Source organism: Amycolatopsis sp. SB7-3, assembly GCF_041021335.1.
GTDB classification, from domain to species: domain Bacteria; phylum Actinomycetota; class Actinomycetes; order Mycobacteriales; family Pseudonocardiaceae; genus Amycolatopsis; species Amycolatopsis japonica.
The window spans coordinates 56784-83751 of sequence record NZ_JBFPJQ010000001.1 but is presented as its reverse complement, the minus strand read 5'-3'; the positions used below and the strand labels follow the sequence as shown (position 1 = coordinate 83751).

At 70.2% G+C, this 26968-nt stretch carries 21 protein-coding genes and 1 pseudogene; 9 read left to right on the top strand and 13 right to left on the bottom strand.

Annotated features, from left to right (window positions below; genetic code table 11):
* Positions 1-27 precede the first annotated feature (27 nt).
* Positions 28-510: a GNAT family N-acetyltransferase gene (locus tag AB8M46_RS00380; protein ID WP_037342365.1), complete on the top strand. Its 483-nt coding sequence runs from the start codon at positions 28-30 to the stop codon at positions 508-510.
* Here the strand turns inward: AB8M46_RS00380 and AB8M46_RS00375 are convergent.
* From AB8M46_RS00375 to AB8M46_RS00360, 4 genes are all read right to left on the bottom strand, one after another.
* The gene (locus AB8M46_RS00375) at positions 476-1663 is read right to left on the bottom strand and encodes an 8-amino-7-oxononanoate synthase (protein ID WP_394359219.1); all 1188 of its coding nucleotides are present in this window, start codon (positions 1661-1663) and stop codon (positions 476-478) included. The genes AB8M46_RS00380 and AB8M46_RS00375 overlap by 35 nt on opposite strands.
* 142 nt (positions 1664-1805) lie before the next feature.
* Positions 1806-3305 (bottom strand): DEAD/DEAH box helicase, encoded by a 1500-nt coding sequence (locus AB8M46_RS00370; RefSeq protein WP_037342367.1) that lies wholly within the window; start codon positions 3303-3305, stop codon positions 1806-1808.
* Positions 3306-3650: 345 nt separating this feature from the next.
* Complete coding sequence (locus AB8M46_RS00365; protein WP_125737920.1) at positions 3651-4592, bottom strand: serine protein kinase RIO; 942 nt, start codon at positions 4590-4592, stop codon at positions 3651-3653.
* Positions 4593-4873: 281 nt separating this feature from the next.
* Positions 4874-7699, bottom strand: a complete 2826-nt coding sequence (locus AB8M46_RS00360; RefSeq protein ID WP_394360826.1) for an ATP-binding protein — start codon at positions 7697-7699, stop codon at positions 4874-4876.
* Positions 7700-8008: 309 nt separating this feature from the next.
* On the opposite strand from AB8M46_RS00360, the gene AB8M46_RS00355 reads away from it, so the two are divergent.
* From AB8M46_RS00355 to AB8M46_RS00345, 3 genes and pseudogenes are all read left to right on the top strand, one after another.
* On the top strand, positions 8009-9172 hold the full coding sequence (locus AB8M46_RS00355; RefSeq protein ID WP_037342369.1) for a S8 family peptidase: 1164 nt from the start codon (positions 8009-8011) through the stop codon (positions 9170-9172).
* Positions 9172-10719: a S8 family serine peptidase gene (locus AB8M46_RS00350; protein ID WP_037342370.1), complete on the top strand. Its 1548-nt coding sequence runs from the start codon at positions 9172-9174 to the stop codon at positions 10717-10719. The genes AB8M46_RS00355 and AB8M46_RS00350 overlap by 1 nt, the downstream gene beginning before the upstream one ends.
* A 71-nt stretch (positions 10720-10790) precedes the next feature.
* Positions 10791-12315, top strand: a pseudogene (locus AB8M46_RS00345) (phytoene desaturase family protein).
* Between the two features lie 61 nt (positions 12316-12376).
* Here AB8M46_RS00345 and AB8M46_RS00340 read toward each other — a convergent pair.
* Positions 12377-13828 carry a trypsin-like serine protease gene (locus AB8M46_RS00340; protein ID WP_394359218.1) on the bottom strand — a complete coding sequence of 484 codons (1452 nt, stop codon included), beginning with the start codon at positions 13826-13828 and terminating at the stop codon, positions 12377-12379.
* Positions 13829-13915: 87 nt separating this feature from the next.
* The gene (gene yaaA, locus AB8M46_RS00335) at positions 13916-14671 is read right to left on the bottom strand and encodes a peroxide stress protein YaaA (RefSeq protein WP_394359217.1); all 756 of its coding nucleotides are present in this window, start codon (positions 14669-14671) and stop codon (positions 13916-13918) included.
* Between the two features lie 59 nt (positions 14672-14730).
* Between yaaA and AB8M46_RS00330 the strand changes: the two genes are divergently transcribed.
* Both AB8M46_RS00330 and AB8M46_RS00325 read left to right on the top strand, forming a co-directional pair.
* Positions 14731-15699 (top strand): GNAT family N-acetyltransferase, encoded by a 969-nt coding sequence (locus AB8M46_RS00330; RefSeq protein WP_394359216.1) that lies wholly within the window; start codon positions 14731-14733, stop codon positions 15697-15699.
* A gap of 73 nt (positions 15700-15772) precedes the next feature.
* A complete protein-coding gene (locus AB8M46_RS00325; RefSeq protein ID WP_394359215.1) occupies positions 15773-16708 on the top strand; it encodes an aminoglycoside phosphotransferase in 936 nt (311 codons plus the stop codon).
* A 30-nt stretch (positions 16709-16738) separates the two neighbouring features.
* Here the strand turns inward: AB8M46_RS00325 and AB8M46_RS00320 are convergent, their stop codons facing one another.
* Positions 16739-17653, bottom strand: coding sequence for a 2-hydroxyacid dehydrogenase (locus AB8M46_RS00320; RefSeq protein WP_394359214.1), 915 nt, complete (start codon positions 17651-17653; stop codon positions 16739-16741).
* A gap of 28 nt (positions 17654-17681) precedes the next feature.
* A complete protein-coding gene (locus AB8M46_RS00315; RefSeq protein ID WP_394359213.1) occupies positions 17682-18038 on the bottom strand; it encodes a VOC family protein in 357 nt (118 codons plus the stop codon).
* Positions 18039-18164: 126 nt separating this feature from the next.
* On the opposite strand from AB8M46_RS00315, the gene AB8M46_RS00310 reads away from it, so the two are divergent.
* Positions 18165-19913: a proline--tRNA ligase gene (locus AB8M46_RS00310; protein WP_037342377.1), complete on the top strand. Its 1749-nt coding sequence runs from the start codon at positions 18165-18167 to the stop codon at positions 19911-19913.
* A complete protein-coding gene (locus AB8M46_RS00305) occupies positions 19913-20839 on the top strand; it encodes a hypothetical protein (protein WP_394359212.1) in 927 nt (308 codons plus the stop codon). Before AB8M46_RS00310 ends, AB8M46_RS00305 begins: the two co-directional genes overlap by 1 nt.
* Here AB8M46_RS00305 and AB8M46_RS00300 read toward each other — a convergent pair.
* The 4 genes from AB8M46_RS00300 to AB8M46_RS00285 all read right to left on the bottom strand — a co-directional run bounded on the left by AB8M46_RS00300 (position 20776) and on the right by AB8M46_RS00285 (position 25492).
* Positions 20776-22950 carry a bifunctional lysylphosphatidylglycerol flippase/synthetase MprF gene (locus AB8M46_RS00300; protein ID WP_394359211.1) on the bottom strand — a complete coding sequence of 725 codons (2175 nt, stop codon included), beginning with the start codon at positions 22948-22950 and terminating at the stop codon, positions 20776-20778. The two genes, AB8M46_RS00305 and AB8M46_RS00300, sit on opposite strands and share 64 nt — an antisense overlap.
* A gap of 71 nt (positions 22951-23021) precedes the next feature.
* Positions 23022-23873, bottom strand: coding sequence for a hypothetical protein (locus tag AB8M46_RS00295; RefSeq protein WP_394359210.1), 852 nt, complete (start codon positions 23871-23873; stop codon positions 23022-23024).
* Positions 23870-24796: a hypothetical protein gene (locus AB8M46_RS00290; protein WP_394359209.1), complete on the bottom strand. Its 927-nt coding sequence runs from the start codon at positions 24794-24796 to the stop codon at positions 23870-23872. Before AB8M46_RS00290 ends, AB8M46_RS00295 begins: the two co-directional genes overlap by 4 nt.
* A 9-nt stretch (positions 24797-24805) precedes the next feature.
* Positions 24806-25492, bottom strand: coding sequence for an HAD hydrolase-like protein (locus AB8M46_RS00285; protein WP_394360825.1), 687 nt, complete (start codon positions 25490-25492; stop codon positions 24806-24808).
* A 127-nt stretch (positions 25493-25619) separates the two neighbouring features.
* Here AB8M46_RS00285 and AB8M46_RS00280 point away from each other — a divergent pair, with 127 nt between their 5' ends.
* Positions 25620-26618, top strand: a complete 999-nt coding sequence (locus AB8M46_RS00280; RefSeq protein WP_394359208.1) for an ABC transporter permease — start codon at positions 25620-25622, stop codon at positions 26616-26618.
* On the opposite strand, the gene AB8M46_RS00275 is transcribed toward AB8M46_RS00280, so the two are convergent.
* Positions 26556-26966 carry a secondary thiamine-phosphate synthase enzyme YjbQ gene (locus AB8M46_RS00275; RefSeq protein WP_037342383.1) on the bottom strand — a complete coding sequence of 137 codons (411 nt, stop codon included), beginning with the start codon at positions 26964-26966 and terminating at the stop codon, positions 26556-26558. The genes AB8M46_RS00280 and AB8M46_RS00275 overlap by 63 nt on opposite strands.
* Positions 26967-26968 lie beyond the last annotated feature (2 nt).

Below are 26968 nucleotides of genomic sequence, written 5' to 3'. Positions count from 1 at the left end.
CCTTCTTCACGTCCGATGTGCTAACAAGTGGGCGTGAGCACCGACACCCCGATCATCGAGACCTCGTCGTTCCCGCTGTCCGTTGCCGGTGACGAGATCACCGCCGCGCAGCTGCACGGCATCCTCCGCCTGCGCGTGGACGTGTTCGTCGTCGAGCAGGACTGCGCCTATCACGAGATCGATGGACGCGACCTCCTGCCCGGCACGCGGCACCTCTGGATCGGCGGTTCCGTCGCCGTCGACTCGTACCTGCGGGTGCTGCAGGACGCCGGCGGCACCTTCCGCATCGGCCGGGTGTGCACGGCCGTCCGCTCACGCGGCAAGGGGCTCGCGGGACGGCTGATGGAGACCGCCCTCGCGGGGATCGGGGACGCGCCGTGCGTCCTCGACGCGCAGACGTACGCGACGAAGTTCTACGCCAAGTACGGCTTCGTGGTGGAGGGCGAGGAGTTCATGGAGGACGGGATCCCGCACCTCACGATGTGGCGCCGGGAGGCGCCGCGGCCGTGATCACCCCGACCGCGCGGTCCACGTCGGCCTCGGTGAGGTCGGCCCGCGCGGTCAGGCGCAGGCGGGAGATGCCGTCGGGCACGGACGGCGGCCGGAAGCAGCCGACGCGCACGCCCTGATCCGCGCAGGCGGTCGCCCACGCGACGGCGGCCTCCGGCGACGGCGCCTGCACCGAGATCACCGCGGCGTCCGGGAGACCGACCCGGAAACCCGCCGATTTCAGTTGCATCGCAAGGTTTCCCGCGGCTTCGGTCACCTTGGTGGCCAGCTCCGGCTCGGCCTTCAGCGCGGTGAGGGCGGCCAGCGCGGCGGCGGCACTGGCGGGCGCGAGCCCGGTGTCGAAGATGAAACTGCGCGCGGTGTCCACGAGATGTTTGATCACGCGACGCGGTCCGAGCACCGCTCCGCCTTGCGCCCCAAGGGATTTCGACAGCGTGATCGTGGTGACGACGTCCGGCGCGCCGGAGAGCCCGGCCGCGTGGACGGCGCCGCGGCCGCCCTCGCCGAGGACGCCGAAGCCGTGCGCGTCGTCGACGAGCAGCGACGCGCCGTGCTCCCGGCAGACACCGGCGAGCTGCTCCAAGGGGGCGATGTCGCCGTCGACGGAGAACACGGAATCGGTGACGACGAGGGCGCGCGGTTTGCGGCGGGTCGCCAGCGCGTGCTTGAAGGCGTTCGGGTCGCTGTGCGCGACGGCGGCGATGTCCGACCGGGACAGGCGGCAGCCCTCGATCAGCGAGGCGTGGATGTACTTGTCCGTGACGATCGCGGAATCCGCGCCGGACAGGGCCGTGACGGCGCCGAGGTTCGCGGTGAACCCGGACGAGAAGACCAGCGCGGCCTGCGTGCCGCAGAAGCGGGCGAGTTCGTGCTCGAGTTCGGCGTGGACCTCGGTGGTGCCGGAGACGAGCCGGGAGCCAGTGGCCCCGGCGCCCCACCGCAACGCGGCCGCGGCCGCCGCGCCGGCGACACGTTTGTCCCTGGCGAGCCCGAGGTAGTCGTTTCCGGCGAGGTCCAGCTCCGGCTCCTGCGCCTGCCGGATGCGCAGCTTGCGCACCAGCCCGGCCTCGGCCCGCTTCTCAGCCTCTACGTCGAGCCAGTCGAAGACCTGGTCGGGCGGGAGGTTCTGGGAGGCGGGGCCGGGAGAAGTCACGTCCCGCAGTCTCCCATCCGCCGTTTCCCGATGGACGTGGTGGTCCCCACTCCGAACGCGATGAAAGGTCCTTTCCTTGCAAATTTTGCAAGGAAAGGACCTTTCATGGCACTAGCCGCCGGAGGAACCGGCTTCAGTCACTTCAGCTGTCGTAGCTGCGACGCGGGCGTCCGCCCGGACGCTGCGGACGGCCGTTGCCGCCACCGCCCTCGCCACGACGCGGGCGGCCGCGGAAGCCACCGGGACGGCCGCCTTCGCGGTGACCGTGACCCTCGCGCGAACCCTGGTAACCGCGGTCGCCGCCACCGTAGCCGCGGCCACCGCCGCGACGCGGGGACTCACGACGGCGCTCGACGACCGGCTCGCCGCTGGGCTGCCGCGCACCGGTGATACGGGCGAGCTCGGCGTCACCCGGGCGGATCGTGGTCTGCTCGGCGCGGACGCCGGCGCGGTCGGTCATCCGGCGCACCATGCGGCGCTGGTCGTGGGTGACCAGCGTGACCACGACACCGGACGCCCCGGCGCGCGCGGTGCGGCCGGCGCGGTGCAGGTAGTCCTTGTGGTCGGCGGCCGGGTCGACGTGCAGCACCAGCGAGATGTCGTCGACGTGGATACCGCGCGCGGCGACGTCTGTGGCGACGAGGACGGGCGCGTAGCCCTCCTTGAAGTCCGCGAGGACGCGGTTGCGCTGGCCCTGGGTCTTGCCGCCGTGCAGGGCGGCCGCGTGGACGCCCTTCTCGCGCAGGCGCTCGGTCAGGCGGTCCACGTGGTGCTTGGTGCGGACGAACATGATCGTGCGGCCCTCACGGGCGCCGATCTCGGTGATGATGTCCTGCTTGTCCTGGTGCGACACCTGGAACACGTGGTGGTCCATGGTGGTGACGCTCGCGGTCGACGGGGCGACCGAGTGCGTGACCGGGTCGGTCAGGTACGCGCGGACCAGCCGGTCGACGTCACCGTCGAGGGTGGCCGAGAACAGCAGGCGCTGGCCGCGGGCCGGGGTCAGGTCGAGGATCTCGCGGACCTGCGGCATGAAGCCCATGTCGGCCATCTGGTCGGCCTCGTCGAGCGCGACGAAGTTGACGTCGGACAGCGACGCGGTGCCCTGGCGGACGTGGTCCGACAGCCGGCCGGGGGTGGCGATCAGCAGATCGACGCCGCGGGAGAGCGCGTCGGCCTGGCGGGTGAAGGCCATGCCGCCGACGGCGGTGCGGCACCACAGGCCGAGGGCCTTGGCCAGCGGGGTCAGCGAGTCGGCGACCTGCATGGCCAGCTCGCGGGTCGGGACCAGGATCAGCGCGCGGGGGTGCTTCGGCCGGGCGCGGCCGCCGTTGAGCCGGGTCAGCATCGCGAGGCCGAAGGCCAGGGTCTTGCCGGAACCGGTCTGGGCGCGGCCGAGCACGTCGCGACCGGCGAGCGCGTCGGGGATGGTGGCCGACTGGATCGGGAACGGGGTGGTGATACCGGCGTCGGCCAGCGCCCGCAGCAGCGGGTCGGGAAGGCCGAGTTCCGCCCAGGTCTTCGCCTTGACCGTCTCGACGGCGTCTTCGCGCAGCATCGCGTCACCCGCGGGGCGGGTGCGCGGCTTGCGGTGCTGACGCGCCGACGGTGAGACGTGGCCGGAGTTGAACGTGACTGTCACAAATGCCTCTCGGACGTGGCACGTCGCAAGGAGGCCCGGGCTGCCCGCACGCAGGCAGGGCAAGATGGTGTGCACAGATGGGCGTTCACAGGGACGAACCCGGCACACCGCGTCTGCGTGACACCGCGCGCCAATGGATTGATACGGATACCGCGAGCCATTCGGTTGGCTTTGGAGGCGACGGACACCAACTCATCCACGCCGCCGGTTGCGGTCTGTCACTACTGTACCGGACCGTTATCCGGCCTCCCAACTGGAGGGAGCGATTGTGGGCAGGGTCTCCACGGCGGGGTCTTCCCCGGCGTGATCGTGCCGGGAAAGACCCCTTCGAGACACTGTGGACGGTCAGCGGAGGCCCGCGATCTCCTGCAGCTCCTCGATCAGCTCCGGCACCGCCGTGAGCCGCTCCGGCAATCCCCGCGAGTGGAACCACGTCGCGATGTTCCGCACGTCCCGCGCGAGGAACTCCAGCCCGCCGGGATTGGCCACGATGTCGACCACCTGGGGGAGGTCGATCACCATGATCCGTTCGCGGTGCACGAGCAGGTTGTACGCCGAGAGGTCACCGTGCGCGAGCCCCTGCGACGCCAGCAGTTCCAGCATCGCCGAGGTCTGGAACCACAGTTCCCGCAACTGGTCGGGCTCCGGCCGGACCTGCGCCAGCCGCGGCGCGGCCGTCTCGCCCTCGCCGAGGAATTCCAGCAGCAGTTCGGTGCCGTCGCGCTGCACCGGGTACGGCACGGGCGCGCCGACCGACCAGAGCCTGCTCAGCGCGCCGAACTCGGCGACGGCCCACTGTTCGGCGATGAGGTTGCGGCCGAAACTGCTGCGCGACTCCATCGCCCGCATCTCCCGCGAACGCCGCATCCGCCTGCCTTCGAGATAGCCGGCGTCACGATGGAACAGCCGGTGCTCGCCGCTGCGGTACCGCTTGGCGGCGAGCACGGTGCCGTCGGTGCCGGGCAGGTTGCGCCGGACGAGGTGGACGTCCGCCTCCTTGCCGGTTTTGAGGATGCCGAGCTCGGTGTCGACCGCCGCCAGTTCGGTGATCACCCAGTCCGGGCGCGGCAACGGTCCTTGCTCCGCTTCTCCCCAGGTGCTCCAGCGGTCGGCGCCGTCGGGGATGGCGGTCTCGGTGTAGGCGTCCTCCCGCAACCGGGCGAGGCGGACGCGTTCGGCTTCGGTGAGCCGTCCGCCTCGGGTGGGTTCGGGTTCGTCGTCGAAACGGGCACGACGGGTACGGCGAGGACGTTGTTCGTAGGACTCTTCGAGATCGTGCTTGCGCACTGGTGGGTTCTCCTAGATCAGGGATGCCCCACCGGGCGAGCGTCGTGGCTCCGCGCTCAGCCGCGAGGGGCGAGTGGATGGGGGCGGCCAAGGCCCCGGACAGTCATCAGCACGAGGCACCTCCCTGTCGCATCCACCGGCTCCCTGCCGGATCGCGGACGATCATCCCCGACTCCCGCGGCCGTGCGCAACCGATTTAATTCCCAGTGCGGTGATGCGCGTGAAGGCCTCCTTCCCTCGGCTCAGCCGAGGGAAGGAGGCCTTCACGCGCATCCGAGCGGTCAGGCCGACCGCAGCCCCGCCAGCTCACTCCGCGACCGCACCTTCAGCTTCCGCAGCACGCTCGCGACGTGCTGTTCCACCGTGCGCCGGGACAGGAACAGCACCTCGGCGATCTCCCGGTTGGTGTGCCCCGCGGCCAGCAGGCGGGCGACGTCGCGCTCCCGTGGCGACAGCTCGTCGCCGTAACCCCGGCGGCCACGCCGCGAGGGGGCGACGGCGCCGGTGGACCGGAAGGCATGGCGGCAACGCGCGGCGTCACGCGTCGCGCCGAGGTGGTCGAAGGTCTCCGCGAGCGACGCGAACGTCTCTGCGACGTCCTCGTTGCGGGCCAGACGGCAGCGCGCGGCCCGTTCGGCGACCAGCGCGGCATGATAGGGCGCGGGGAGCGCCTCGAAGCGGGTCCGCGCCTGCTCGAAAGCGTCGATCGCCTCCGCGTGGTCGCCCCGGGAAGCCGCGACGAGCCCGCGGTTCGCGGCGAGCGCGGCCCGGGTCGACGGTGCGTCGAGGTCGCCGACCTCGCGTTCGAACTCGTCGGTCAGCGCTTGCGCCTCGGCGTCCCGCCCCGTGGCGCAATACGCGTCGACGGCGGCCATGGCCAGATCGGCGCCCCAGGCCCAGACACCCTTGGCGCGCAAGAGTTCCAGTCCCTTCTCGGCCTGCGTCACGGCGGCCTCGCCGAGATCCTGCGCGAGCAGCATGCCCGACATCCCGGCGTGCGCGGCGATCGCGACCGGGGTGAACGCGTTCTCGGGCTGATCCGCCGCGGTACCGGCGAACCGGGCGGCGGCCTCGTCCCATTCGCCGCGGGCGGCGGCGAGCAGGCCCAGCACCAGGCACAGTTCGCTGGTCACCGGCAGGAGGTCGCGGTACTCGTCGATCAGCGCGCCCGCGCGTTCGGCGAGGCCGTCCCAGTTGCCGGTGAGCCAGTCGGTGTGGACGGCCGTCGCGCGGGCGGTGCTGACGACGTACGGCGCACCGCAGTCGGCGGCGAGCTGCATCCCGCTGCGCAGCAGGCTCCTGGCCCGCCGGTGGTGGCCGGTCCAGGCGCAGGCGTCGGCGCTGTTGCAGTGCAGCCGCGCCAGATGCCGCTGTTCGTCGGCGGAACCGACGGTGGTGGGCGCCCGGTCCAGCATGTCCCAGCCGCGTGTGTCCCCGATGTGCAGCCGTGACGCCGCGTTGTTGGCCAGCAGGATGATCTTCAGCCGCCGGTCGGTGGCCCGGTCGATGAGCTCGTCCACCCGGTCCATCCAGCGCCGGTGCTCCCGCAGCGGCGTCGCGCCGACCCAGGGCTGGGCGAGCACACCCATCCCGCGGCCCGCCAGATCGGGCCGGTCGGAGAGGTCGTTGACGGCGATCTCGATCTCGGTCCGCGCCGCCTCCAGGCCGCCCGCCTGGCGCACCAGCAGGAGCCCGAGCCCCAGCCGGACCTCGCCGCTCAGCCGTCCGGACAGCCTGCCGTCGGTGAGCAGCCGCTCCAGCGCCGGGACGACTTCGGTCTGCGCGAGTCCGTTGCACGCCACCGAGCTGAACTTGACCGCGAGCCTGTCCACATCGGACGGTTGGAGGCCCGGTTCGTCGAGCAGGGTGCGGAGCAGATCGGTCGCGGTGGCGAGGTCGCCGACCGTCGACGCCTGATCCGCGGCGGCTTCGCCGTACTTCAGGGCACCGGCCCGGTCGCCCGCCTTCCGGCAGTGTTCGGCCAGCCGCACCAAGGACTGCGGGAGGCGGTCGCGCAGCAGGCGCGCGGCCCGCCGGTGCAGTTCCTGGCGATCGGGACCGGGGATGGTGAGATACGCGGCTTGCCGCGCGAACGCGTGCCGGAAGCCGTACCTGCCTTCGCCGGACTCGACGAGGACGTTGCGTTCGAGCGCGAGGACGAGCGCGCGGCGGGCCCGTTCGGGGGTGAGCGCGGCCGCGGCGGCCAGCAGGTCCGAAGTGGACGGTGTGCCGAGGACGGCGGCGGCCTCGGTGATCCGCCGGGCGGCCGGTGGCAGCGCCATGAGGCGTTCGACCGTCGCTTCCCGCAGCAGCGCCGGGACTTCGACGGTGTCGAGCAGACGTCGCGCGGTCGCGCCGTCGGCGTGCACCGCGCCTTCGACGCCGCCGATCGCGTGCACGATCTCCTCGACCACGAACGGGATCCCCGCGGTCCGCTCGTGCAGCCGTGCGGCGAACTCGGCGGAGACGTTCGCTTCGCCAAGCAGGGCCGAAACGAGGGACTGGACGCCATCGCGGTCCAACGGCCGGAGGGTGACGAGCGCGTGCGCGGTGCCGGGGGCGGGCCGGTAGGCGCTGCCGAGCGGGATGCCGCCGGGAGTCTCCTCGCGCCGGTACGTGAGCAGGAGCGTCAGGCCCGCGGGCGGTTCGGTCATCAGGAACCGCAGCAGGCGGCGGGAACCGTCGTCCGCCCAGTGGAGGTCTTCGACGAGCAGGATGTGCGGGCCCAGCGAGCCGAGCAGTTCCCGGACGGCGCGGAAGAGCTGGTGACGTTCGGTCCTCGGGTCGGACGGCCGCGTCGGCGGCTGAGGCAGGAATGCCGCGAGCTCGGGCAGGTACGGCGCGAGGACACCGGTCACCGGGCTGAGCTCACGCGCCGGCCGGACGTCCTTCAGCGCGTCGAAGACCACGCCGTACGGGAAAGGCTCCCGCAGCGGCTGGCAGGTCGCGGTGAGGACCGGCCGTCCGGCCAGTTCGGCGCAGGCCAGCAGTTCGGTGGCGAGCCGGGTCTTGCCCACCCCCGCTTCGCCTTCGAGCATGATCACCGACGGCGAGCGCAACGCGCCGTCGAGGAGCTCGCGTAATTCCGCCTCACGGCCGACGAGCACCGGCGAACTCGTCCTGCGTCGGCAGCCACCGATCACCATGCCGGGTCACCCCCGCTTCACGAACCACACCGTTCGAGTGAACGCAGCTTAAGCGCGGTTTCGATGATCACGGAACCCGCACGGGCGGTCACCCGACTTTCGTAGGGACGGGGGATTTCGCCATTAGATACGTAGTCCTACGGACCGTTGCCTCGCTTGTTCGCGCAGGTCCCGCCACCCGAAAGTGATTCCAGCGTGACTGCACGTCACGGCGCCGGTCTGGACCTCCGCCGGCGCGAACCACCTGTTCGAGTGAACGGAGCTCAGGAAATGCGTGGAGAACTTCGACGTCACCGGATCGCGGGTGCGGTGCTGGCCGGGGCCTGTGCGGCGGCCACGGTGGCCTTCGCCGGACCGGCCACGGCCGCCGAGGGACAGATCCGCGGTGCCGGTGTGCCGGGGGCCGTCACGGACGGGTACATCGTCTCGCTCAAGAGCGGCGACGCCGGCCTCGCGGCCAAGTACGGCGGCCAGGTGAAGGCGACCTACACCGCCGCGCTGAACGGCTTCTCGGCGAAGATGACCGAGGCGCAGGCCAAACGCCTCGCCGCCGACCCGAACGTCGACTTCGTCCAGCAGGACGCGGTCGCGCACCTGCTCGGCACCCAGACCAACCCGACCTGGGGCCTGGACCGGATCGACCAGAAGAACCTGCCGCTGGACAAGAAGTACACCTACCCGAACACCGGTTCCGGGGCGACGGTCTACGTCCTCGACACCGGGGTCGACTACCGCCAGACCGAATTCGGCGGCCGCGCGACCAGCGGGTACGACTTCATCGACAACGACAGCGACGCCCGCGACTGCCAGGGACACGGCACGCACGTCGCCGGCACGGTCGGCAGCGCCACCTACGGCGTGGCCAAGGGCGCCAAGATCGTCTCGGTCCGCGTGCTGAACTGCCAGGGCAGCGGCCAGTACTCGCAGATCATCTCCGGGATCGACTGGGTGGTGAAGAACGCGAAGGGCCCGTCGGTGCTCACGATGAGCCTCGGTGGCCCGGCCGACTCCGGGGTTGACTCCGCGGTGCGCCGCGCGGTCGCGGCGGGCATCACGAACACCGTGGCCTCCGGCAATTCCAACACCGACGCCTGCTCCACCAGCCCGGCCCGGGTGCGTGAGGCCATCACCGTCAACGCCACCCAGAGCGACGACCGCCGGTCCTCGTTCTCGAACTACGGCAGCTGCACCGACATCTTCGCGCCGGGCACCAGCATCACCTCCCTGCGCAACGGTGGCGGCACGCAGCAGATGAGCGGTACCTCGATGGCGACGCCGCACGTCGCCGGCGCGGCCGCGATCTACCTGACGTCGAACCCGTCGGCGACCCCCGCCGCCGTGGCCTCCGGTCTCGCGAACGCCGCCACCAACGGCGTCGTGACGAGCCCGGGCTCCGGTTCGACCAACAAGCTGCTGAACGTGGCGGGTCTCTGATGCGCCGCGGCGTGCGCGCCGGTGTGGTGGCCTTCGCGGCCACCGCGCTGGCCGCGCTCGCCGCGGGCAACGCCCTCGCCGCTCCGGCGGAAGGCGTTGTCGTGCAGGCGAAACAGCACTACGGCGATCAGTACATCGTCGTGCTCCACGATGTCGGCACCCTGGCGGTCGAGCAGTCCTCGGCCGCGCTGACCGGCCGCTACGGCGGCGAGGTCCGGTCGGCGTACAAGAACGTGCTCCGCGGGTTCTCCGTCAAGGGCATGTCCGAACAACAGGCCCGGCGGCTCGCGGCCGATCCGGCGGTCAAGGCGGTCTACCAGGACGGCACCGCGCGTGCCGTCGGCACGCAGGCCAACCCGACCTGGGGCCTCGACCGCGTCGATCAGAAGAACTTGCCGCTGGACAAGAGTTTCACCTACCCGAACACGGGCGAGGGCGTCACCGCGTACGACCTCGACACCGGGATCAACCCGGAGAACCCGGAGTACGAGGGGCGCGCGTCCATCGGCAAGGATTTCGTGGGCGGCAACGGGAAGGACTGCAACGGGCACGGCAGTCACACCGCGGGCACCATAGGCAGCAAGACCTACGGCGTGGCCAAGAAGGTCAAGCTGGTCGGGCTGAAGGTGCTGGGCAACGACTGCTCGGGCAACGGCCCGGACTCCGCCATCGTCGACGCGGCCGAATGGCTGACCTCGAACGGCACCAAACCGGCGGTGGCGAACCTGAGCCTGCGGATGGACCAGGTCGGGCTCGGCGACGACGTCATCAAGAAGTCCATCGCGGCGGGCTTCGTCTACGTGGTGGCGGCGGGCAACGAGAACCAGAACGCCTGCAACGTCAGCCCCGCCCGCATCCCCGAGGCGATCACGGTCGGCGCCTCGGACAGCGGCGACAACAAGTCCTCGTTCTCCAACCACAGTTCGTGCGTGGACATCTTCGCCCCTGGCAGCAACATCACGTCGCTGTCCACGTCCAACGGTGGTTCGGCGAACATGAGCGGGACGTCGATGGCCACGCCGCACGTGGCCGGGGCGGCGGCGCTGTACCTCGCCGCGAATTCCGGTGCCACCGCGCAGCAGACGCGGGACGCGCTGGTGAACAACGCCTCCGACGGCGTGCTCAAGGGACTGCCGTCCGGCACGGTCAACAAGCTGCTGAACGTGTCGTTCATCGGCGGCGGTGGCCCCACCCCGGCGTGCGGGGCCAAATCCAACACGACACCGGTGTCCATTCCGGACGCGGGTGACGCGGTGACCAGTTCGGTGACGCAGGAAGGCTGCGACGGCAAGGCGTCGGCGACGCTGCCGGTCAAGGTCGACATCGCGCACACCTACACCGGTGACCTGGCGATCGACCTGATCGGGCCGAGCGGTGCGGTGTTCGGCCTCAAGCAGGCGGGAGGGATCGGCGAGGCGGGCGGCGTGCACACGTCGTACACGGTGAACGCCTCGTCCGAACCGGCGAACGGGACCTGGAAACTGCGGGTCCGTGACGTCTACCGGTTCGACAGCGGGACGATCGAAGGCTTCTCCATCACCTTCTGAGTCCTTGCGTACGGCGGTGCGCCGCGGTCACGATGACCGCGGCGCACTGTCGTTTCGCTCGGAGGTCTTGGATGGAGTCCTACGATGCCGTGATCGTCGGCGGCGGGCACAACGGCCTGGTGGCGGCGGCCTATCTGGCCAGGGCCGGCCGCTCGGTGCTGGTGCTGGAACGGCGCGACGAGGTCGGTGGGGCGGCGGTCTCCTTCCGGGCGTTCCCCGGCGTCGACGTCCGGTTGTCGCGGTACTCGTATCTGGTGAGCCTGCTGCCCCGCAAGATCATCGCGGAGCTCGGGCTCGGACTCGATCTCCGCAGGCGGCGGATGTCGTCGTACACACCGGTCGGCGACGGCGGTCTCCTTGTCGACACAGGCGACGACGGCCGGACCGCGGCGTCGTTCTCCGCGCTCACCGGGTCCACAAAGGACTTCGAGGCGTGGCAACGGTTCTACGCGATGACGTCCCAGGTCGCGAAGCGGACTTTCCCCACCCTGACCGAACCTCTGGTCTCCAGGGAGGAGCTGCGCTCGAGGATTGAGCCGGAAGCATGGGACGCGTTGTTCGAACGGCCGATCTCGGAAACGCTCACCGGGATGTTCGGCGACGACACCGTCCGCGGCGTCGTCCTGACCGACGCGCTGATCGGCACTTTCGCCAGGGCCGGTGATTTCCGGCAGAACCTCTGCCTGCTCTACCACGTGATCGGCAACGAGACCGGCGACTGGGATGTGCCGGTGGGCGGGATGGGCGCGGTGACCGGGGCGCTCGCGTCGGCCGCGTCTTCCGCCGGGGCTCGGCTGGTGACCGGCGCCGGGGTGTTGTCGATCGACCCGGGCGGCTCAGTGCGCTATCGGCTCGGTGACGACGAGTTCGTGGTGCGTGGCGGCCACGTGCTGGCGAATGTCGCGCCGCGGACGCTCGCACGGCTGCTGGGGGAGGAGCCGCCGGAGGCGCCGGAAGGCGCGCAGCTCAAGGTGAACATGGTGCTCTCACGGCTGCCGCGGCTCCGTGATTCGAGTGTCGATCCGCGAGAGGCGTTCGGCGGGACGTTCCATGTCAACGAAGGCTACGAGCAGTTGGCGGCGGCCTACGCCGAGGCCGCCGCGGGCCGGATCCCGTCTTTGCCGCCGTGCGAGATCTACTGCCACTCGCTGACCGACCCGTCGATCCTCGGCCCGGCCGAACAGGCCGCCGGGGTGCAGACGCTGACGTTGTTCGGGCTGCACATGCCCGCCCGGCTCTTCGAGGGCCGCAATGACGCGGCGCGTGACGAGGCGTTGCGTGCGACTTTGTCCTCTTTGGACAGTGTGCTGGCCGAGCCGATCGAGGACTGTGTGCTGCGGGCGCCGGACGGCCGGTTGTGCGTCGAGGCGAAGACGCCGCTGGATCTCGAAGCAGAGCTGGGGTTGCCCGCGGGACACATCTTCCATCGTGATCTTTCGTGGCCTTATGCCGCGGATGCCGATCAGGTGGGGCTTTGGGGCCGTCGAGACGGCGCACGAGCGGGTGCTGCTCTGCGGAGCCGGTGCCGTGCGGGGCGGTGGCGTCTCCGGTATCCCCGGGCACAACGCGGCCGTGGCGGTGCTTGCCCGATCCTGAAATGTCATGAAAGGGCCGTTCAGGACGAAATATGTCCTGAACGGCCCTTTCATGACACTCGCTACTGGACGGTGAGGGTGTAGGTGGCGGTGGCGGTCTTGCCGGCCGAATCTTTCGCGGTGACGGTCACCGGATACGTGCCCCGTTGGAAGGGCGCGACCACCTGCATGGTCGAACTGCCGCCGCTCGAGATCGTCTGCGGGTTGAAGAACGGGGCGAACGGCAGCCCTTGCCCGGACGCCGACAGCGTGATCGTGCCCGTGCCTCCGGTGGCGGAAACCGTGACGTTGCTGAAGAAACCGGGTTGCGCTGTCCCGCTGGCCGGGCTCAGGCCCACCTTGAGGTCGCCGGGCTGCGGTCCGCCCGCGCCGACGGTCAGTGTCAGGTTCGTGGTCGCGGTGTCGGTGGTGCCCTTGCCCGAGATCGTGACCGCGTAATCCTTTTCGGCCGTCCCGGCGGGAACCTCGATGCTCACCTTCGCCGATTCACCCGAGGTGATGGACGAGGGCTGGAACGTCGCCGTCGCGCCTTGCGGCAGCCCCGAAGCGCTGAGATCGACCTTCTCCGCGCCGTTCTTGCCCGGCTTGCTGGTGACCGTGGCCGAAACGTACTTGCCCGGCTCGACCTTGAGCGAGGACGGCGTCACCGCGAGCGAGAACGTCTCCGGGTTCTGCGGCTCGCCGATCTGCTGTTTGACCCAGTCGCCCATGTCGTTGTTGAGCCTGCCGTAGACGCTGTACCACTTGAAGTCGCTGCGGCTCCACGACGCGACGCCGACGATCTTGCCGTCCACCACGAGCGGCCCGCCGCTGTCGCCGGGCAGGATGGTGACGTGGCCGTCGCTGTAGCCGCTGCAGATCATCGTGGCTTCCTTGAAGCCGGCACCGACACCGTTGCAGTTGCTGCCCTGCACGATCGGCAGGGTGAACTTGTGCAGTTCGACGTTGCGGGTGTCGTCGTTGAAGTCCTTCTTGCCGTAGCCGAGCCCCAGCCCGGACTTGCCCGGCTTGTTCAAGTCCGTGTCGGCCGACGTCGCGACCTTCGCGTACTGGCCGCCGGGCACCGGGATGTCGGCGTCCGTGGTGACCACCGCGACGTCGTAGCCCTGGTCGAAGTTGACGTACTTCGGGTGCTTTTCATAGCTGACGACGCCGATCCGCGTTCCGCCACCGGCGTTCAGATCGTCGAGCCCGTAGAGGAAGGACTTCTCACCGGCCGCGTCCTTGCAGTGCGCGGCGATCAGGATCTTGCGCGGCGCGACGACCGACCCGGTGCAGGTCTGCCCCTGCGGTCGCGTCCCGCCTTCGCGCAGGCCCGCGATGATGAACGGATAGTCCGTGACCGAGGCGGGCGTGCCGCCGATGGAGTTCGTATGCGGTCCGGAGGGGACGACCGCTTGGTCCGTCGGGGTGACCGCGGTCAGGTCCGCGGCGGCCGCCGGCGCGGGCAGGAGGACCGAGAGGCAGCCGAGGGTGGCGGTGGCGATCCCCAGTAGCCGTTTTCTTCTGTTCACGGTGGTTCCTTTCCAGGTGGCTGGAAATCACTTTCCGCATCCGCGCCTGGTGGAACAACCGAGGAAGAAGCCCGTAGGGGTACGGAACTAATGCGCTCCGTCGCCGGTCAAGAGCTCGATACTGTGGTCACCGGTCCGTTCGACGTCGAGGCCCGCCTTGGACAGCACGCGCATCAGCTGCTCCACAGTGGACGGTTCGCTGCGGGACTTGACCAGCTCCGCGGCCAGCCGACCCTTGTACGCCTTGTTGAAGTGACTCACCGTGGTCCGGTTGCCCTTCGCGTCCTCGGTCACGACGCGGACGGTCACCGCGTCGGGGCGCGGCTTCGCCAGCGCCGAATAGGTTCCGGAACGCAGGTCGACGACGAGACCGTCGATGCCCTGGAGCACCGGTTCGAGGACCGGCTTCCACACGCTGCGGACGGTCCCCAGCGACGGGAGCGCGTTGCCGCCGGACAGCCGATACGCGGGGATCGGGTCGGTCGCCGCGACCACCCCGAACAGCGCCGAAGCCACGGCGAGGCGCTTCTCGGCCTTCGCGAGCGTCGCCTTGGTGAAGGACTTCACGTCGAGCGCGTCGTAGAGGACCCCGGTGTAGCGGCGCAGCGCGGGCATCGTGGGCGAGGTCCACAGTTCGGCGTTGCGGGCGACCTCGTCGGCCTGCCGTGGCGTGATGCCGAGCGCGGCGACACTGGCCGGGACGTCACCCGCGAGTTCGACCAGCGCGTCGGCCAGCTTCGCGCGGGCCGGGTTCAGTTCCGGGAACGACAGCGCGCCGAGGTCCAGTGGCGCGCCGGTGCCGCCGGCGGCCTTGGTTTCGGAAGGGGGGAGCAGCACGAGCACCACGGAAGCGTAACTAAATGGAGTGCGTCACCCCGAGGCGCGGGCTTAGCCTCGTCCGCATGAGCCTGACCTGGCGCCCGCTGACCATGGACGACATGCCGCGACTGGCCGAGACCTTCGCCGAGGCGGAGCGTGCCGAGCCGATCGAGGAGCACTACAGCGCGGAGGATCTCGCCGAAGAGATCGGTACGCCGACCGTCGACCTGCCGACCGCGTCGACCAGCGCTTGGGACGGCGACACGCTGGTCGCCTACGGTCTGCTCCGCAAACGCGACGCGGCGGATCCGGTGCACATGATGCGGGTCGAGACGCTCGTCCATCCCGCTTATCGCGACGAAGCAATCGCCGCGCACCTCACCGGCTGGTTCGAGGAGGCGGGCAAGAAGCTCCACGCGAAGTCCCATCCGGGCGTACCGCTGGAGCTGCACGCGGCGGCCAACACCAAGCAGCGCTGGCTCTCCGAGGTACTCGTGGCCGCCGGGTACGAGCACGCCCGCTGGTTCGTCGACATGCGAGCCGACCTCGGCTCGATCCCGCCGGCGAAACCGCTGCCGGAAGAGTTCCCGCTCGTCGCGTACGAGGAGAAGTACGAGGCACTCACGCTGCGGTCCCGCAACGAGACCTTCGCGGATCACTGGGGGAGCACCGAGCAGTCGCCGGAAGCGTGGCGGCATCTGGTGGTCGGCGGGAAGGACTTCCGGCCGGACCTGTCGTTCCTGCTGCTGAGCCCGGAGCGGGACAGGGTGGTCGCGATGGTGCTGAGCGCGTTCTTCGCCTCCGACGAGGCGGCCACGGGCGTGAAGGAGCTGTACGTCAGCCACGTCGCGACCGACGCGAGCCTTCGCGGACGCGGGATCGCGGGCGCGCTGCTCGGGCACACGCTCGTCCAGGCCAAGGCCAAGGGTTTCCAGCGGGCATCGCTCAACGTCGACCAGGACAACAGCCACCGTGCTCTCGGGGTTTACGAGCGGGTCGGGTTCAGCGAGTTCCAGCGCTGGGCCGGGTACGTGAAACCTGTTCCGACCTGACCGGTTGTCACCTGAAAGGGTGGATTTCGGTACAGTCGATCTTCTCGGAGAGATCGCTGGGGGTGGTAGGGCGTTGCCGGTTTCCGCACGCCTCGGCTGGCGCGACCTCCCTTCGGCGACGCGTGACGCCGTCGAGCGTGAGCTCGGGTCGATGGTCCGTCGTTCGTTGTGGCAGACCCCGGAATTCGACGGCGGTGTCTCGGCGCGGCTCGAACTCGAACGTGGTCATCGCTGGGTCTTCCTGAAGGCGATCCCGGCGGGCAGCCCGCGCGCGGGCGGCTACCGGACGGAGGCCGACATCGCGCGACGGCTTCCCCCGGAGGCACCCACGCCGAAGCTGTTGTCCTTTGTGGATGGTGAATGGCTGGTGCTCGTGTTCGCCGACTTCGACGGCACCAGGCCGAATCTGCGCCCGGGATCGCCGGATCTCTCGGCGGTGCTGGCCACCTTCGGCGCGCTCGGGCGCACGCTCACGCCATGCCCGCTGCCCGACGTGCCGGACGCGCTCGACGATCTCGGCCCGCTCCTGCGGGGCTGGCACGAACTCGCGAAGGAACGCCCCGACGACCTCGACGCGTGGGCCGTCCGCAATCTCGACCGGCTCGTCCAGCTGGAGACGTCGTGGCATCCCTGGTCGGCCGGGGACACGTTGCTGCACAACGACATCCAACCCGAATACCTGGTGCGGACCGGGCCGGGCCGGGTGCTCGTCACCAACTGGCGCTACCCGGCGAGGGGTGCGGGCTGGCTCGATCTGGTCGCGCTCGTGCCGTACTTGCTCGACGCGGGGCACGAGCCCGCCGACGTCGACCGGCTGCTCCGGCGCCGCCCCGTGCTGGCCGGCGTCCCGGTCTGGGCGGTCACCGCGTTCGGCGTCGCACTGGCCGGGCACGCCGAACGCGCTTGCCGGTTGCCGGAACCGCCCGCGACGACGGGGGTGCGCGCGGCGCAACGTCGTCTTGCCGGGGCGATGCGGGAGTGGCTCGCGTACCGGACCCACTGGCAGTAGCCGCCCGGCTCGTGAGTGGCTGGAACGGTTCTAACCGTCCTTACCGCTCACGAGGTTCAGTGGCTCGTCCCCGGCGACGTACCGCCGCAGCTGCTCGGCGACCAGCCGTTTCGCGCGCGGGTAGAACGACGCCGACCCGCCCGCGATATGCGGCGTGATGATCACGCCCGGCGAACTCCACAGCGGATGCCCGGCGGGCAGCGGTTCCGGATCGACGACGTCCAGCGCGGCGCGCAACCGCCCGGAGACGGTCTCGGCCGTGAGCGCGCCGGTGTCGATCGCCGAGCCGCGCCCGACGTTCACCACCAGGGCGCCGTCCGGCAGCGCGGCGAGCTCCGCGGCGCCGAACAGGCCCATGGTCGCGGGCGTTTCGGGCAGGATCAGCACCACGATGTCGGCGGACGGCAGCAGCTCGGCCAGTTCGCCGACGCCGTGCACCCGCTCCGCGGGCCGGGCCGTGCTCGCCACCCTGGTCACGATCGCCTCGGCCGCGACCAGCTGCCGCTCGAGGGCCTGGCCGATCGAGCCGTGGCCGACCAGCAGCACCCGGCTGTCGGCCAGCGAACGCGTGTGCTCGCGCTCCCACGACGCCGTCGCCTGCTGCGCGAACCAGCGCGGCAGATCCCGCTGCGAAGCGTGGATCAGTGCCAGCGCGTGCTCGGCCACGCTCAGATCGTGCAGGCCGCGGCCGTTGGCCAGCTTCACTCCCGCGGGCACCAGCGGGATCAGCTTCTCCACTCCGGCGGACAACGACTGCACGAGCTTCAGGGAAGGAAGCCGGTCGATCAGCTTCATCGGCTCGGTGCCGGTGTCGTACGGCAGCACGTAGACCTCGACGTCATCGAGGCCGGTGTCGGGCAGCGGGCCCAAGCCGTCGTAGAGCCGCGCGCTCAGCCCTTCGGGCAGCTCGATGTCGGACCAGGGCAGGATGGCTCGCTCCGTCATACCGCCATTTTGACCATCGCGACCGGTGTCAGCCCTCGTGGGTCGCGACGCAGAATTCGTTGCCGACGGGATCGGCCAGCACCGTCCAGGCGAAACCCGGCATCTTGTGCTCGTCCAGCTTCTTCGCGCCCAGTCCGATCAAACGCTCCACCTCCTTCTCCATGTCTTCGGTCCCGAAGTCCACGTGGACCCGGTTCTTGCCCACCCGCTCCTCCGGCACGCGCTGGAAGGCGAACACCGGCCCGTTCTCCTTCTTGGCGTGCAGGATCAGGAACTCGCCGCCGTGGTCCTGATCCACCTCGACCTCGAGCGCCTTCGTCCAGAACGCCGCGAGCGCGCGCGGATCCGCGCAGTCGATCGTGATCATGCCCAGTTCGATACCCATGGCGGCACGCTAGCGGCGCCCACCGACAAAACCGGGCGCCCGCGATAACCGGTTGAACCGGCCCGGGGCGGGGTGACTACGCTGCGCAGAACGTCTAAGCACGTAATTCCAGCGAGGAGCCCAGAAGTGATCACCAGGATGTCGTCGTTGTTCCTTCGCACCCTGCGTGAGGATCCGGCGGACGCCGAGGTACCGAGCCACCGGCTCCTGGTACGCGCCGGCTACGTCCGCCGGGTGGCCCCGGGTGGCTATTCCTGGCTGCCGCTGGGCCTGCGGGTGCTGCGCCGGATCGAGAACGTCGTCCGCGAAGAGATGAACGCGATCGGCGCGCAGGAGATCCAGTTCCCCGCGCTGCTGCCGAAGGAGCCTTACGAGGCCACCGGCCGTTGGACCGAGTACGGCGACGCGCTGTTCCGCCTCAAGGACCGCAAGGGCGCCGATTACCTCCTCGGCCCGACGCACGAAGAGCTCTTCGCGCTCACCGTGAAGGGTGAATACAGCTCGTACAAGGACTACCCGGTCGTCCTGTACCAAATCCAGACGAAGTACCGCGACGAGGCGCGTCCCCGCGCCGGAATCCTGCGCGGCCGCGAGTTCGTCATGAAGGACTCCTACTCCTTCGACCTCGACGACGAGGGCCTGAGCAAGTCGTACGAGCTGCACCGCCAGGCCTACACCAAGCTGTTCGACCGCCTCGGCATCGAGTACGTCGTCGTGAAGGCGACCTCCGGCGCGATGGGCGGTTCGGCCTCCGAGGAGTTCCTCGCCGTCGCCGAGACGGGTGAGGACACCTACGTCCGCAGCACCGAATCGGGTTACGCGGCCAACGTCGAAGCGGTCACCACGCCCGCTCCCGAGGCGAAGCCGATCGAGGGCCTGCCCGAGGCGAAGGTCCACCACACGCCGGACACCCCGACCATCGAGTCGCTGGTGAACTTCCTGAACAACGCCGATCTCGGCCGCACCTTCACCGCCGCGGACACGCTCAAGAACGTCCTGGTGAAGACCCGCCAGCCGGGCGCGAAGGAGTGGGAGCTGCTGGCCATCGGCCTCCCCGGCGACCGCGAGGTCGACCCGAAGCGCCTCGAAGCGTCGCTCGAGCCCGCCGAGTTCGAGCTGCTCGAAGAGGCCGACTTCGCGAAGAACCCCTTCCTCGTCAAGGGTTACATCGGCCCGAAGGCGCTGAAGGACAACGGCGTCCGCTACCTGCTCGACCCGCGCGTCGTCGACGGCACCGCCTGGGTCACCGGGGCCGACGAGCGCGACCACCACGTGGTCGACCTGGTCGCGGGCCGCGACTTCACCGGTGACGGCACGATCGAGGCCGCCGAGGTCCGCGAGGGTGACGCGTCGCCCGACGGCAAGGGCACCCTGGTCGCCGCGCGCGGTATCGAGATCGGGCACATCTTCCAGCTGGGCCGCAAGTACGCGGACGCGTTCGAACTCGACGCGCTGGGCCCGGACTCCAAGCCCATCCGCATCACCATGGGTTCGTACGGTGTCGGCGTCTCGCGGCTGGTCGGCGTGCTCGCCGAGCAGAACCACGACGACCTCGGCATCGTCTGGCCGCGCGAGGTCTCGCCGTTCGACGTGCACGTCGTCATCGCGGGCAAGGACGAGACGGTCGCCGCGGGCGCGGAGAAGCTCGCCGCCGAACTGGACGCCGCCGGGATCGAGGTCGTCCTCGACGACCGCAAGGCCACCCCTGGCGTGAAGTTCGCGGACGCCGAACTCGTCGGTGTGCCGACGATCCTCGTCGTCGGGCGCGGCCTGGCGAACGGTGTCGTCGAGGTCAAGGACCGCCGCACCGGCGACCGCGAGGAGATCGCCGTCGACGCGGTCGTGGAACACCTGGTCAAGCTCGTCCGTTCGTAATGTTCGGCAAGAAGCGCGGGGATTCCCCGGGCTACGAGGACAACGCGGCGCTGGACGGGTTCGGGGGCTATCAGCCCTCGGACTCGTCCGGCTACACGCCTGCCTCCGAGACCCCGGCCCCTGAGCCAGAGCCGGAGAAACCCGCGAAGCAGCCGATGTCGCGGAGCGGACGAAGGGCCATGTACGGCTTCTTCGCGACGCTCGGCGTCATCGCGGTCGCCGCGCTCGCGAACAACGGCGACAGGTCGTCGGAGAGCAGCGCGCCCACGCCCAGGGCTCCGATCGTCTACACGCCTTCGCCTCAGGTCATCGCGCCGCCGGTGACCGAAGGCTGGCAGTCGGTGGCCGGGAAGGACGGCGTCTACGCCTACGACGTCCCGCCGAACTGGACGCCGAAACCCGGCACGATCCACGGCTGGGAAAAGGGCACCCAGGTCCCGGGCATCACCATGGTCGCCAGCGCCTTCGTCGGGGAAGGCTACTGCCCGCAGGAGAAGCGAAGCAGGCTCGGCGGAAGCGGGGTGGCGAACATCAAGCTCGCCGACCCCGCCGCCGCGGCGAAGAAGGCGGTCGACGACCTTGCCGTCAGCGCCTACAACCCCGAAGACGGTCCGCTGACGGCCAAGATCACCGCGGAACCGCCCCAGACCACCGAGTTCACGCTCGGTACCGGCAAGAAGGTCCCCGCGAGCATCGTCCTCGCGGAGGTCGTCACCCCGCCGGGAGCGTGCGGCGCCCACCGCGCCTTGGTCGGCGTGATCGCGCCCCAGCTGGGCGAAGCCTCGGCGGCCCTGGCCGTCTATTCGGGCCAGGACGCGCCGGGCGGAGCGGATCGCGAGCTGATCCTGAAGATCCTCAAGACCTACCGCGGTGTCCCGGAGGCCGACCGCAAGACCATCACGCCGCCGCCTTCGACCCTGCGCTGAGGCTTCTTGCCCGACCGCGCGAGTTTCGCCAGCCGCAGCAGCCCGGTGTTCGGCAGGTAGGCCCGGCCGAGCGCGATCCCGATCCGTGGCAGATCCGCCTCGTCGCGGAACGCGAGGTACAGCGGCACGTGACGCGGCTGGAACTTCGCCTTGAACGCGTGCAGCGAACGGAAACCGTAGAACGGCTCCATCATCGTGCCGAGCGCGTCGAGTACCCGCTCGACGGCGTGCGCGGGTTCGCCGGAGCTCGCCAGGGGAGCGCCGGACAGCGAAACGAACTTCGCGCCTTCTTCGCGGAAGGCCAGGCAAGACGACGCGATCAAGAACTCCATCGACGGACGGAACCCGTCGGCGCGTTTGCGCATGACGTCGAGCGTCCAGCCGCCGATCGCGCCCGCGCCGGTGTACACCGGCAGCCACGACGTCACGCCGTGCACCACACCGTCGGCGTCGACCGCGAGCCCCACGCGGGTCTCGGGATCCATCGCCTCGTCGACCCCGCCGAGGGTGAAGCCCATTTCCGGCATGCCCTTGTCGCCGATCCACTCCTCGGAGATCGCGCGGACCTGCGAGATCACCGCGCGCGGCTGGTCGGCGAGCCGGACGAGCCGGAACTCGATGCCGTCCTTCTTGGCGCGGTTGAGCGCGGTCCGCACGTCCTGCCAGCGCTTGCCGCGGAATTCCAGCGTGTCCAGTTCGATCAGGGTGTCCTCGGCGACCTGGACCTGCTTCCAGCCGAGCTCCCCGGTTTTGGCGATGGTGTCGCCGGTGGCGGAGAACAGGCACGGGACGAGGCCGGTGTTCTCGCACATCGTGATGAACTCGGCGATCGTCCGGTCGGCGGCACCGTCCGGGGCGATCGGGTCGCCGAGGGCGATGGCCACCCCGGCGTGGCGCCGGTAGGCGAGGTAGGACTTGCCGTCCGCGGCGACGAAATACGAGTTCTGCGGCCAGGTCGTCATCCACGAAAGCGTGCTTCCGCCGTGACGGCTGAGCAGGGTGCGCGCCAGCGCGGGGTTGCCCATCCGGCCGAGACGGCGGCGCTTGCGCCGCGACGGCACGCGGAAAGCGCCGCGCGAGGAGACCAGCAGCGCGAATTCGACCGTCCACAGCAGGTTGTCCACGAAGAACAGCGGCGGATCCATCAGGTCGGCGTCCTCGCCGAAGATCTCCGCGAGCGTGAGCACCCCGCCGTAGACCATCACCTGCAGGATGACGAACGAGGTCAGGATCATCGCGCACCACCAGGCGACCTGGCTGCCCTTGCGGAGGCCGTTCATGATCGGCACCACGATCAGGCACAGGACGACGACTTCCCAGGTGGACAGCGAAAGCTCTTCGGAGGAGCCGAAGGGACCGTTGCCCGGCACGAAGGACATCACCAGTTCGGCGACCGTCAGCACCAGCAGGCCGGCCATCACGTAGAACCGCCACTCGCGCAGGCTCGGTCGCCGTTCGCGCGAGGATTCCTTGGCACCGACGAACTTCCGCCCGAACGGCAGCGCGAGGACGAGGGCGAAGAAGTGCACGAGATCGGCGAGTGTGCCGACGAAGATGATGGCGACCCCGGCGTAGACACAGAGCCCGGCGCGCAGGCGCAAACGCCACGGCGGGCGCAGGGTGGCGCTGGCGACCGCGACCGCGGCGAGCGCGCCGCCGGAGAATCCGACGTCGAGGCTGCCCGCGACGCGTTCCGCCCATTCCCAGCCGGAATTGCGGCTCAGCGCCAGGAACTGGACCGCGACCAGCACGCTGACGAACTGGCCGCCGATGGCGACGGCCATCGCCCGGCGCGTGCCGAGCCGCCATTCCGCGAATCCGGCGAACAACGCGAAGCTGAGCACCATCGGCAGGTAGTACAGCGGGACGACCGCGAACAGCGGTCCGGTGAACAAGGTCCACCACCGGCCTGCTTCGAGCGACGGCAGCCCATACGCGATGTACGGGTACACCGCGCGGTCCTCGGCGGCCGACCAGAGCGCGCCCGTGGCCAAGGCGAGCGCGAGCATGGTCAGCGTGACGAGGCTGGTGAAAGGCAGCCGTTGCCTCAGCACCGTGGCGATCTTGTGCGTCCGGCCCGGCGCGGCCGTCCCGCTTCCCCCTTTTGGCATGGAACTCAAATTAGGGGCGGGAGGTGCCCGGACACATCCGGCACGGGACCCATATTTCCCTTAGGGGAGTGCTACTCGCGACGGATGCTCTCACCCATCTTGAGGACGACGCCGCCGGCTATCGCACCGGGGATCCCCTGGTCCGCCAGTACCAGGAGGACGTGGTAGCGGCCGGATCCGGGCAGCGCGCGCAGCGGGAGGGCGATCGCGGTGATCGAGACGGAAGGCGCCGGGCACGGTCCGTCCGGGGCGGGGACGACGGTGGTGGTCACGGCGGTCGCGGTCGTCCCGCCGTCCAGGACGGGCACCGATCCGGCCTTGCCGATCTCCGTCTTCGGGCCGTGTCCGTATGCCGCTTCGGCCCAGCGGATCGTCGTTTCCTCGGCCGCCTGGGCGAGTCCGCCGACCTCGCCCTCGTCGATGGTGGTGAACCCCGCCATCGCGCGGGCCGAGAGATCGGAGCCGGGGCAGAAAGCACGCCGGTACCGCGCGACACCCTGCAGGGTGACGAGGTCACCGGACGGGGTCTCGTAGCCGATGGCGACGTCGGGCTCTTCGAGTTTCCAGTCCGGCGGGACGTCGTAGACGAGCGGGTGATCGTCGGACAGCACCGGCTGCCAGCCCGCGATCACGGGCTCGACGCGGGTGGCGGGCACCGGATCGGGCAGGACGAGATCGTGGGCGGACGGCGGCGGGGGCGCGGTCTTGGCCTGATAGGTGGCCGTCGTGCCGACGGCGAGGACGAGGATCAGCCCGAGGATCCCCAGTGTCGGCCTGAGGCGCAGGCGACGGCGGGAAGAAACGTTGTCCCGGATGACCGGGAGCGGACTCGTCCGTTCGGCCTCGGTTTCGAGCGGTTGCCCGGTGAGCGGATCGACGAACCACTGCCGAGGTTCGTCGATGCGCCCACCGGGGCCGGTCATTGCTGAGGCCTCAGACTCGCGAGGATCTTCTGGGCGTCCGCCTCGGTCAGCGCGTCCGGGGTGCCCTGGTCCATGGCCATGACGAAGCAGATGGTCTGGTCGCCGGATTTGAACGCGGCGGAGGTGACCTTCACGCTCGGGGCGCGGCATTCCTCGGTTTCGGCCGGAGTGAACGTCCCGGTCGAGCTGACCGCCTGGATCGAGCCGCCCGCGATCGCCACCTGCGTGATGTCGGGCAAGGGGACGTCGGGCTTGCCGGTGGCGGCCTGGGTCCAGAGCCGGACGGCGCCACGGGCGGCGTTCTCGACCGGGATCTGGTCCGCGGTGGCGAAGCCGACGACACCGCGGTTCGAACCGCGGACCTCCGGGCAGGCGCCGAGTTTGTACGTCGACGCCTCGTGGATGACCATCTTGAATTCGCCCTCGTTGTAGCCGACGATCTGGCCCGGCTCGGTCTCCCAGCCCGACGCGGGCAGGTCGTAGGCGGTTTTGTCCTTGACCGACAGGATCCCCTGCCAGCCGGGCGTCGTCGAGGGCACTTTGTTGTCCTTCGGTGCGCCGCTGCTCGAAGACGGCGGTTTCGTCGCCGAGGACGACGGCGGCGCGGGCGCGGAGGAGGACGGCGGTGCCGCCTGGGGCTGCGGCTCGTCGCCGTCGCGCAGGACGAAGAAGAGCGTGGCACCGACGGCGACGACCAGGACGAGCGCGCCGAGGCCGATCCACAAGGCCTTCTTGCCGCCCTTCGGCGGCTCGGGCGCGAAACCCTGGTACGACTGCTGCGGGAACTGCGGGAAGCCCTGTTGCTGGTAACCCTGGTACTGCTGCTGGGGATCCTGCGGATATCCCTGCTGCGAGGGGTACTGCGGATAGGGCTGCTGCGGTTGCTGCTCCGGCCAGCCGTTGCCGCCGCCTGGGTATGCCATGGACCGAGCTTAGTTGGCGCCCCCGAGCACGGCCGCACGTACCGCTACCAGGTCGGACAGGTCGCCGAGCACGGTGTGCGCGCCCGCGTCGGCCAGTTCCTCCGCGCTGAACTGCCCGGTCGCCACGGCCACCGCGACGGCGCCGTTGTCGAGCGCGGCACGGACGTCGTCCGGGGTGTCGCCGATGACGACGACCGACTCGGGCGCGAACTCGGTGTCGTGTTTCGCCGAAGCTTGGCCGACGGCGGCGGGCACCAGATCGGGCCGGTGTGCCGAGAGCGAGCCGTAGCCGCCGATCTCGAAGTCGACGTGCTCGTGCAGATCGAACGCGGTCAGCTTGTGCACCGAGATCTCCGGCAGATTCCCGGTGACCAGTGTCTGGACGATGCCGCCGTGCGTGGCGAAGGCGTTCAGCGCGTCTTTGGCACCGGGGAGCGCCCTGCCGCTCGAAGACAGGGTCGGGGCGTGGCTTTCGGAGACCGCGATCAGCGCGAGCCACAGCTTGCGCACGTTCTCCTCGGTGGGCTCGACGCCGTGCGAGGTCAGGATGTCCGCGCTGATGGCGCGTTCGGTGCGGCCGCCGAAATTCGGCAAGGCCCGCAGTTCGACGCCGGCGACCTCGGCGAGCGCGGTCGTGTACCAGGCGGCGCCCACGCCGCGCAGGTCCACGAGGGTCTGGTCGATGTCCCACAGCACGAGCCGATGCGGAGTAGTCACGCGATCGACGGTACCGGTGAGCTTATTCAACGTCTGTTGACTTCTTTGCGGCCGAGGCCTACCTTGGCAGCTAATTCAACAAGTGACGAATAAATGGAGGACGGTCATGTCGAACCGTCGCCCCGCCGGGGCCTTCGCCTTGCTAGCCGCTGTGGCCGGTGCGCTGGTCGCCGCCGTACTCGGCTTTCTCACCTTCGGCGCGCAGGCCACCGTCGCGCCCGACGGTCTCCCTCTCGCCGTGGCAGCGCCTCCGGGGCCGCTTCAAGTGGCCGCGAACGGGATCGCCTCACATGGCGGAGGTCAGGTCTCGTGGCGGGTGACCACCCCCGGGGAAGGCCGGAAACTGCTGGAGGACAAGGAGGTCTACGGCGTTCTCGAACTTCCGTCGACGGTCGTGCTCTCCGGGGCGGTGAACCCGTCCGGGACGCAGATCGCGCAGCAGGCGCTGACCGGCGCCGCGCAGGCGCTCGGCGGGACGCCGAAGATCGAAACACTGCATCCGGCGAGCGCGGCGGGCCGGGTCGCCCCGCTCGCGCTGAGCGCGCTGGCGTGGGTCGGCTGCCTGATCGCGGGCGCCGTGCTGGTCCTGGCCGGACGGCGGATCGGCCGGGACGCGGGAGCCGTCGCGCGCCTCACCCAGATCGTTTCGGCGGGTGTGCTGGTCACCGCCGTGCTGGCCGGGTTCCTGAAACTGTGGGACTCCGCGCTCCCGCTCGGCTGGGACGTCCTCGGCTTCCTTTTCCTGGCCGCCACCGGATTCGCCGCCCTGCAGACCGGGCTGCTGAGGCTGCTGGGCGTGCGGGCGATGGCGATCCTCGGCCCGCTGTACCTGGTCGCGCCCGCCGTCGCGGGTCAGGTGCCGGAGCTGCTGAACCCCGCGTACCGCGCCGTGCTGTGGTCCTGGACGCCGTTCCGGTTCTCGGCGGAAGGGCTCCGGAGCCTGTTGCAGGGCGTTCCCGGCGCGCCGGACGTCGCGACCGGGGTGTGGGTGCTCTCCGGACTGCTCGCGGTGGGACTGGTGCTCGCGCTGTGGCCGGGCCGGTCAGCCCTCCAGCAGGCTGAAGCGGACGCGCCGGACCGGGTTGTCGAGGTTGGTGTCCACTAGGCAGACCGACTGCCAGGTGCCCAGCGTCATCACCCCGCCGATCACGGGGATCGTCGCGAACGGCGGCAGCAGCGCGGGCAGGACGTGGTCACGGCCGTGACCGGGACTGCCGTGCTGGTGCCGCCAGCGGCCGTCGCGGGGGAGCAGCTCGTCGAGCGCCGTGAGCAGGTCTTCGTCGCTGCCGGCGCCGGTCTCGAGGATCGCCAGCCCGGACGTCGCGTGCGGGACGAAGACGTGCAGGATCCCGTCCTCGGCGTCCGCGTCGCGCAGGAAGGCCTCGGCGTCCTTGGTCAGGTCGTGCACCACGGCCACGCTGCCGGTGCGTACCTCGATCTCCGTGGAGTACATGC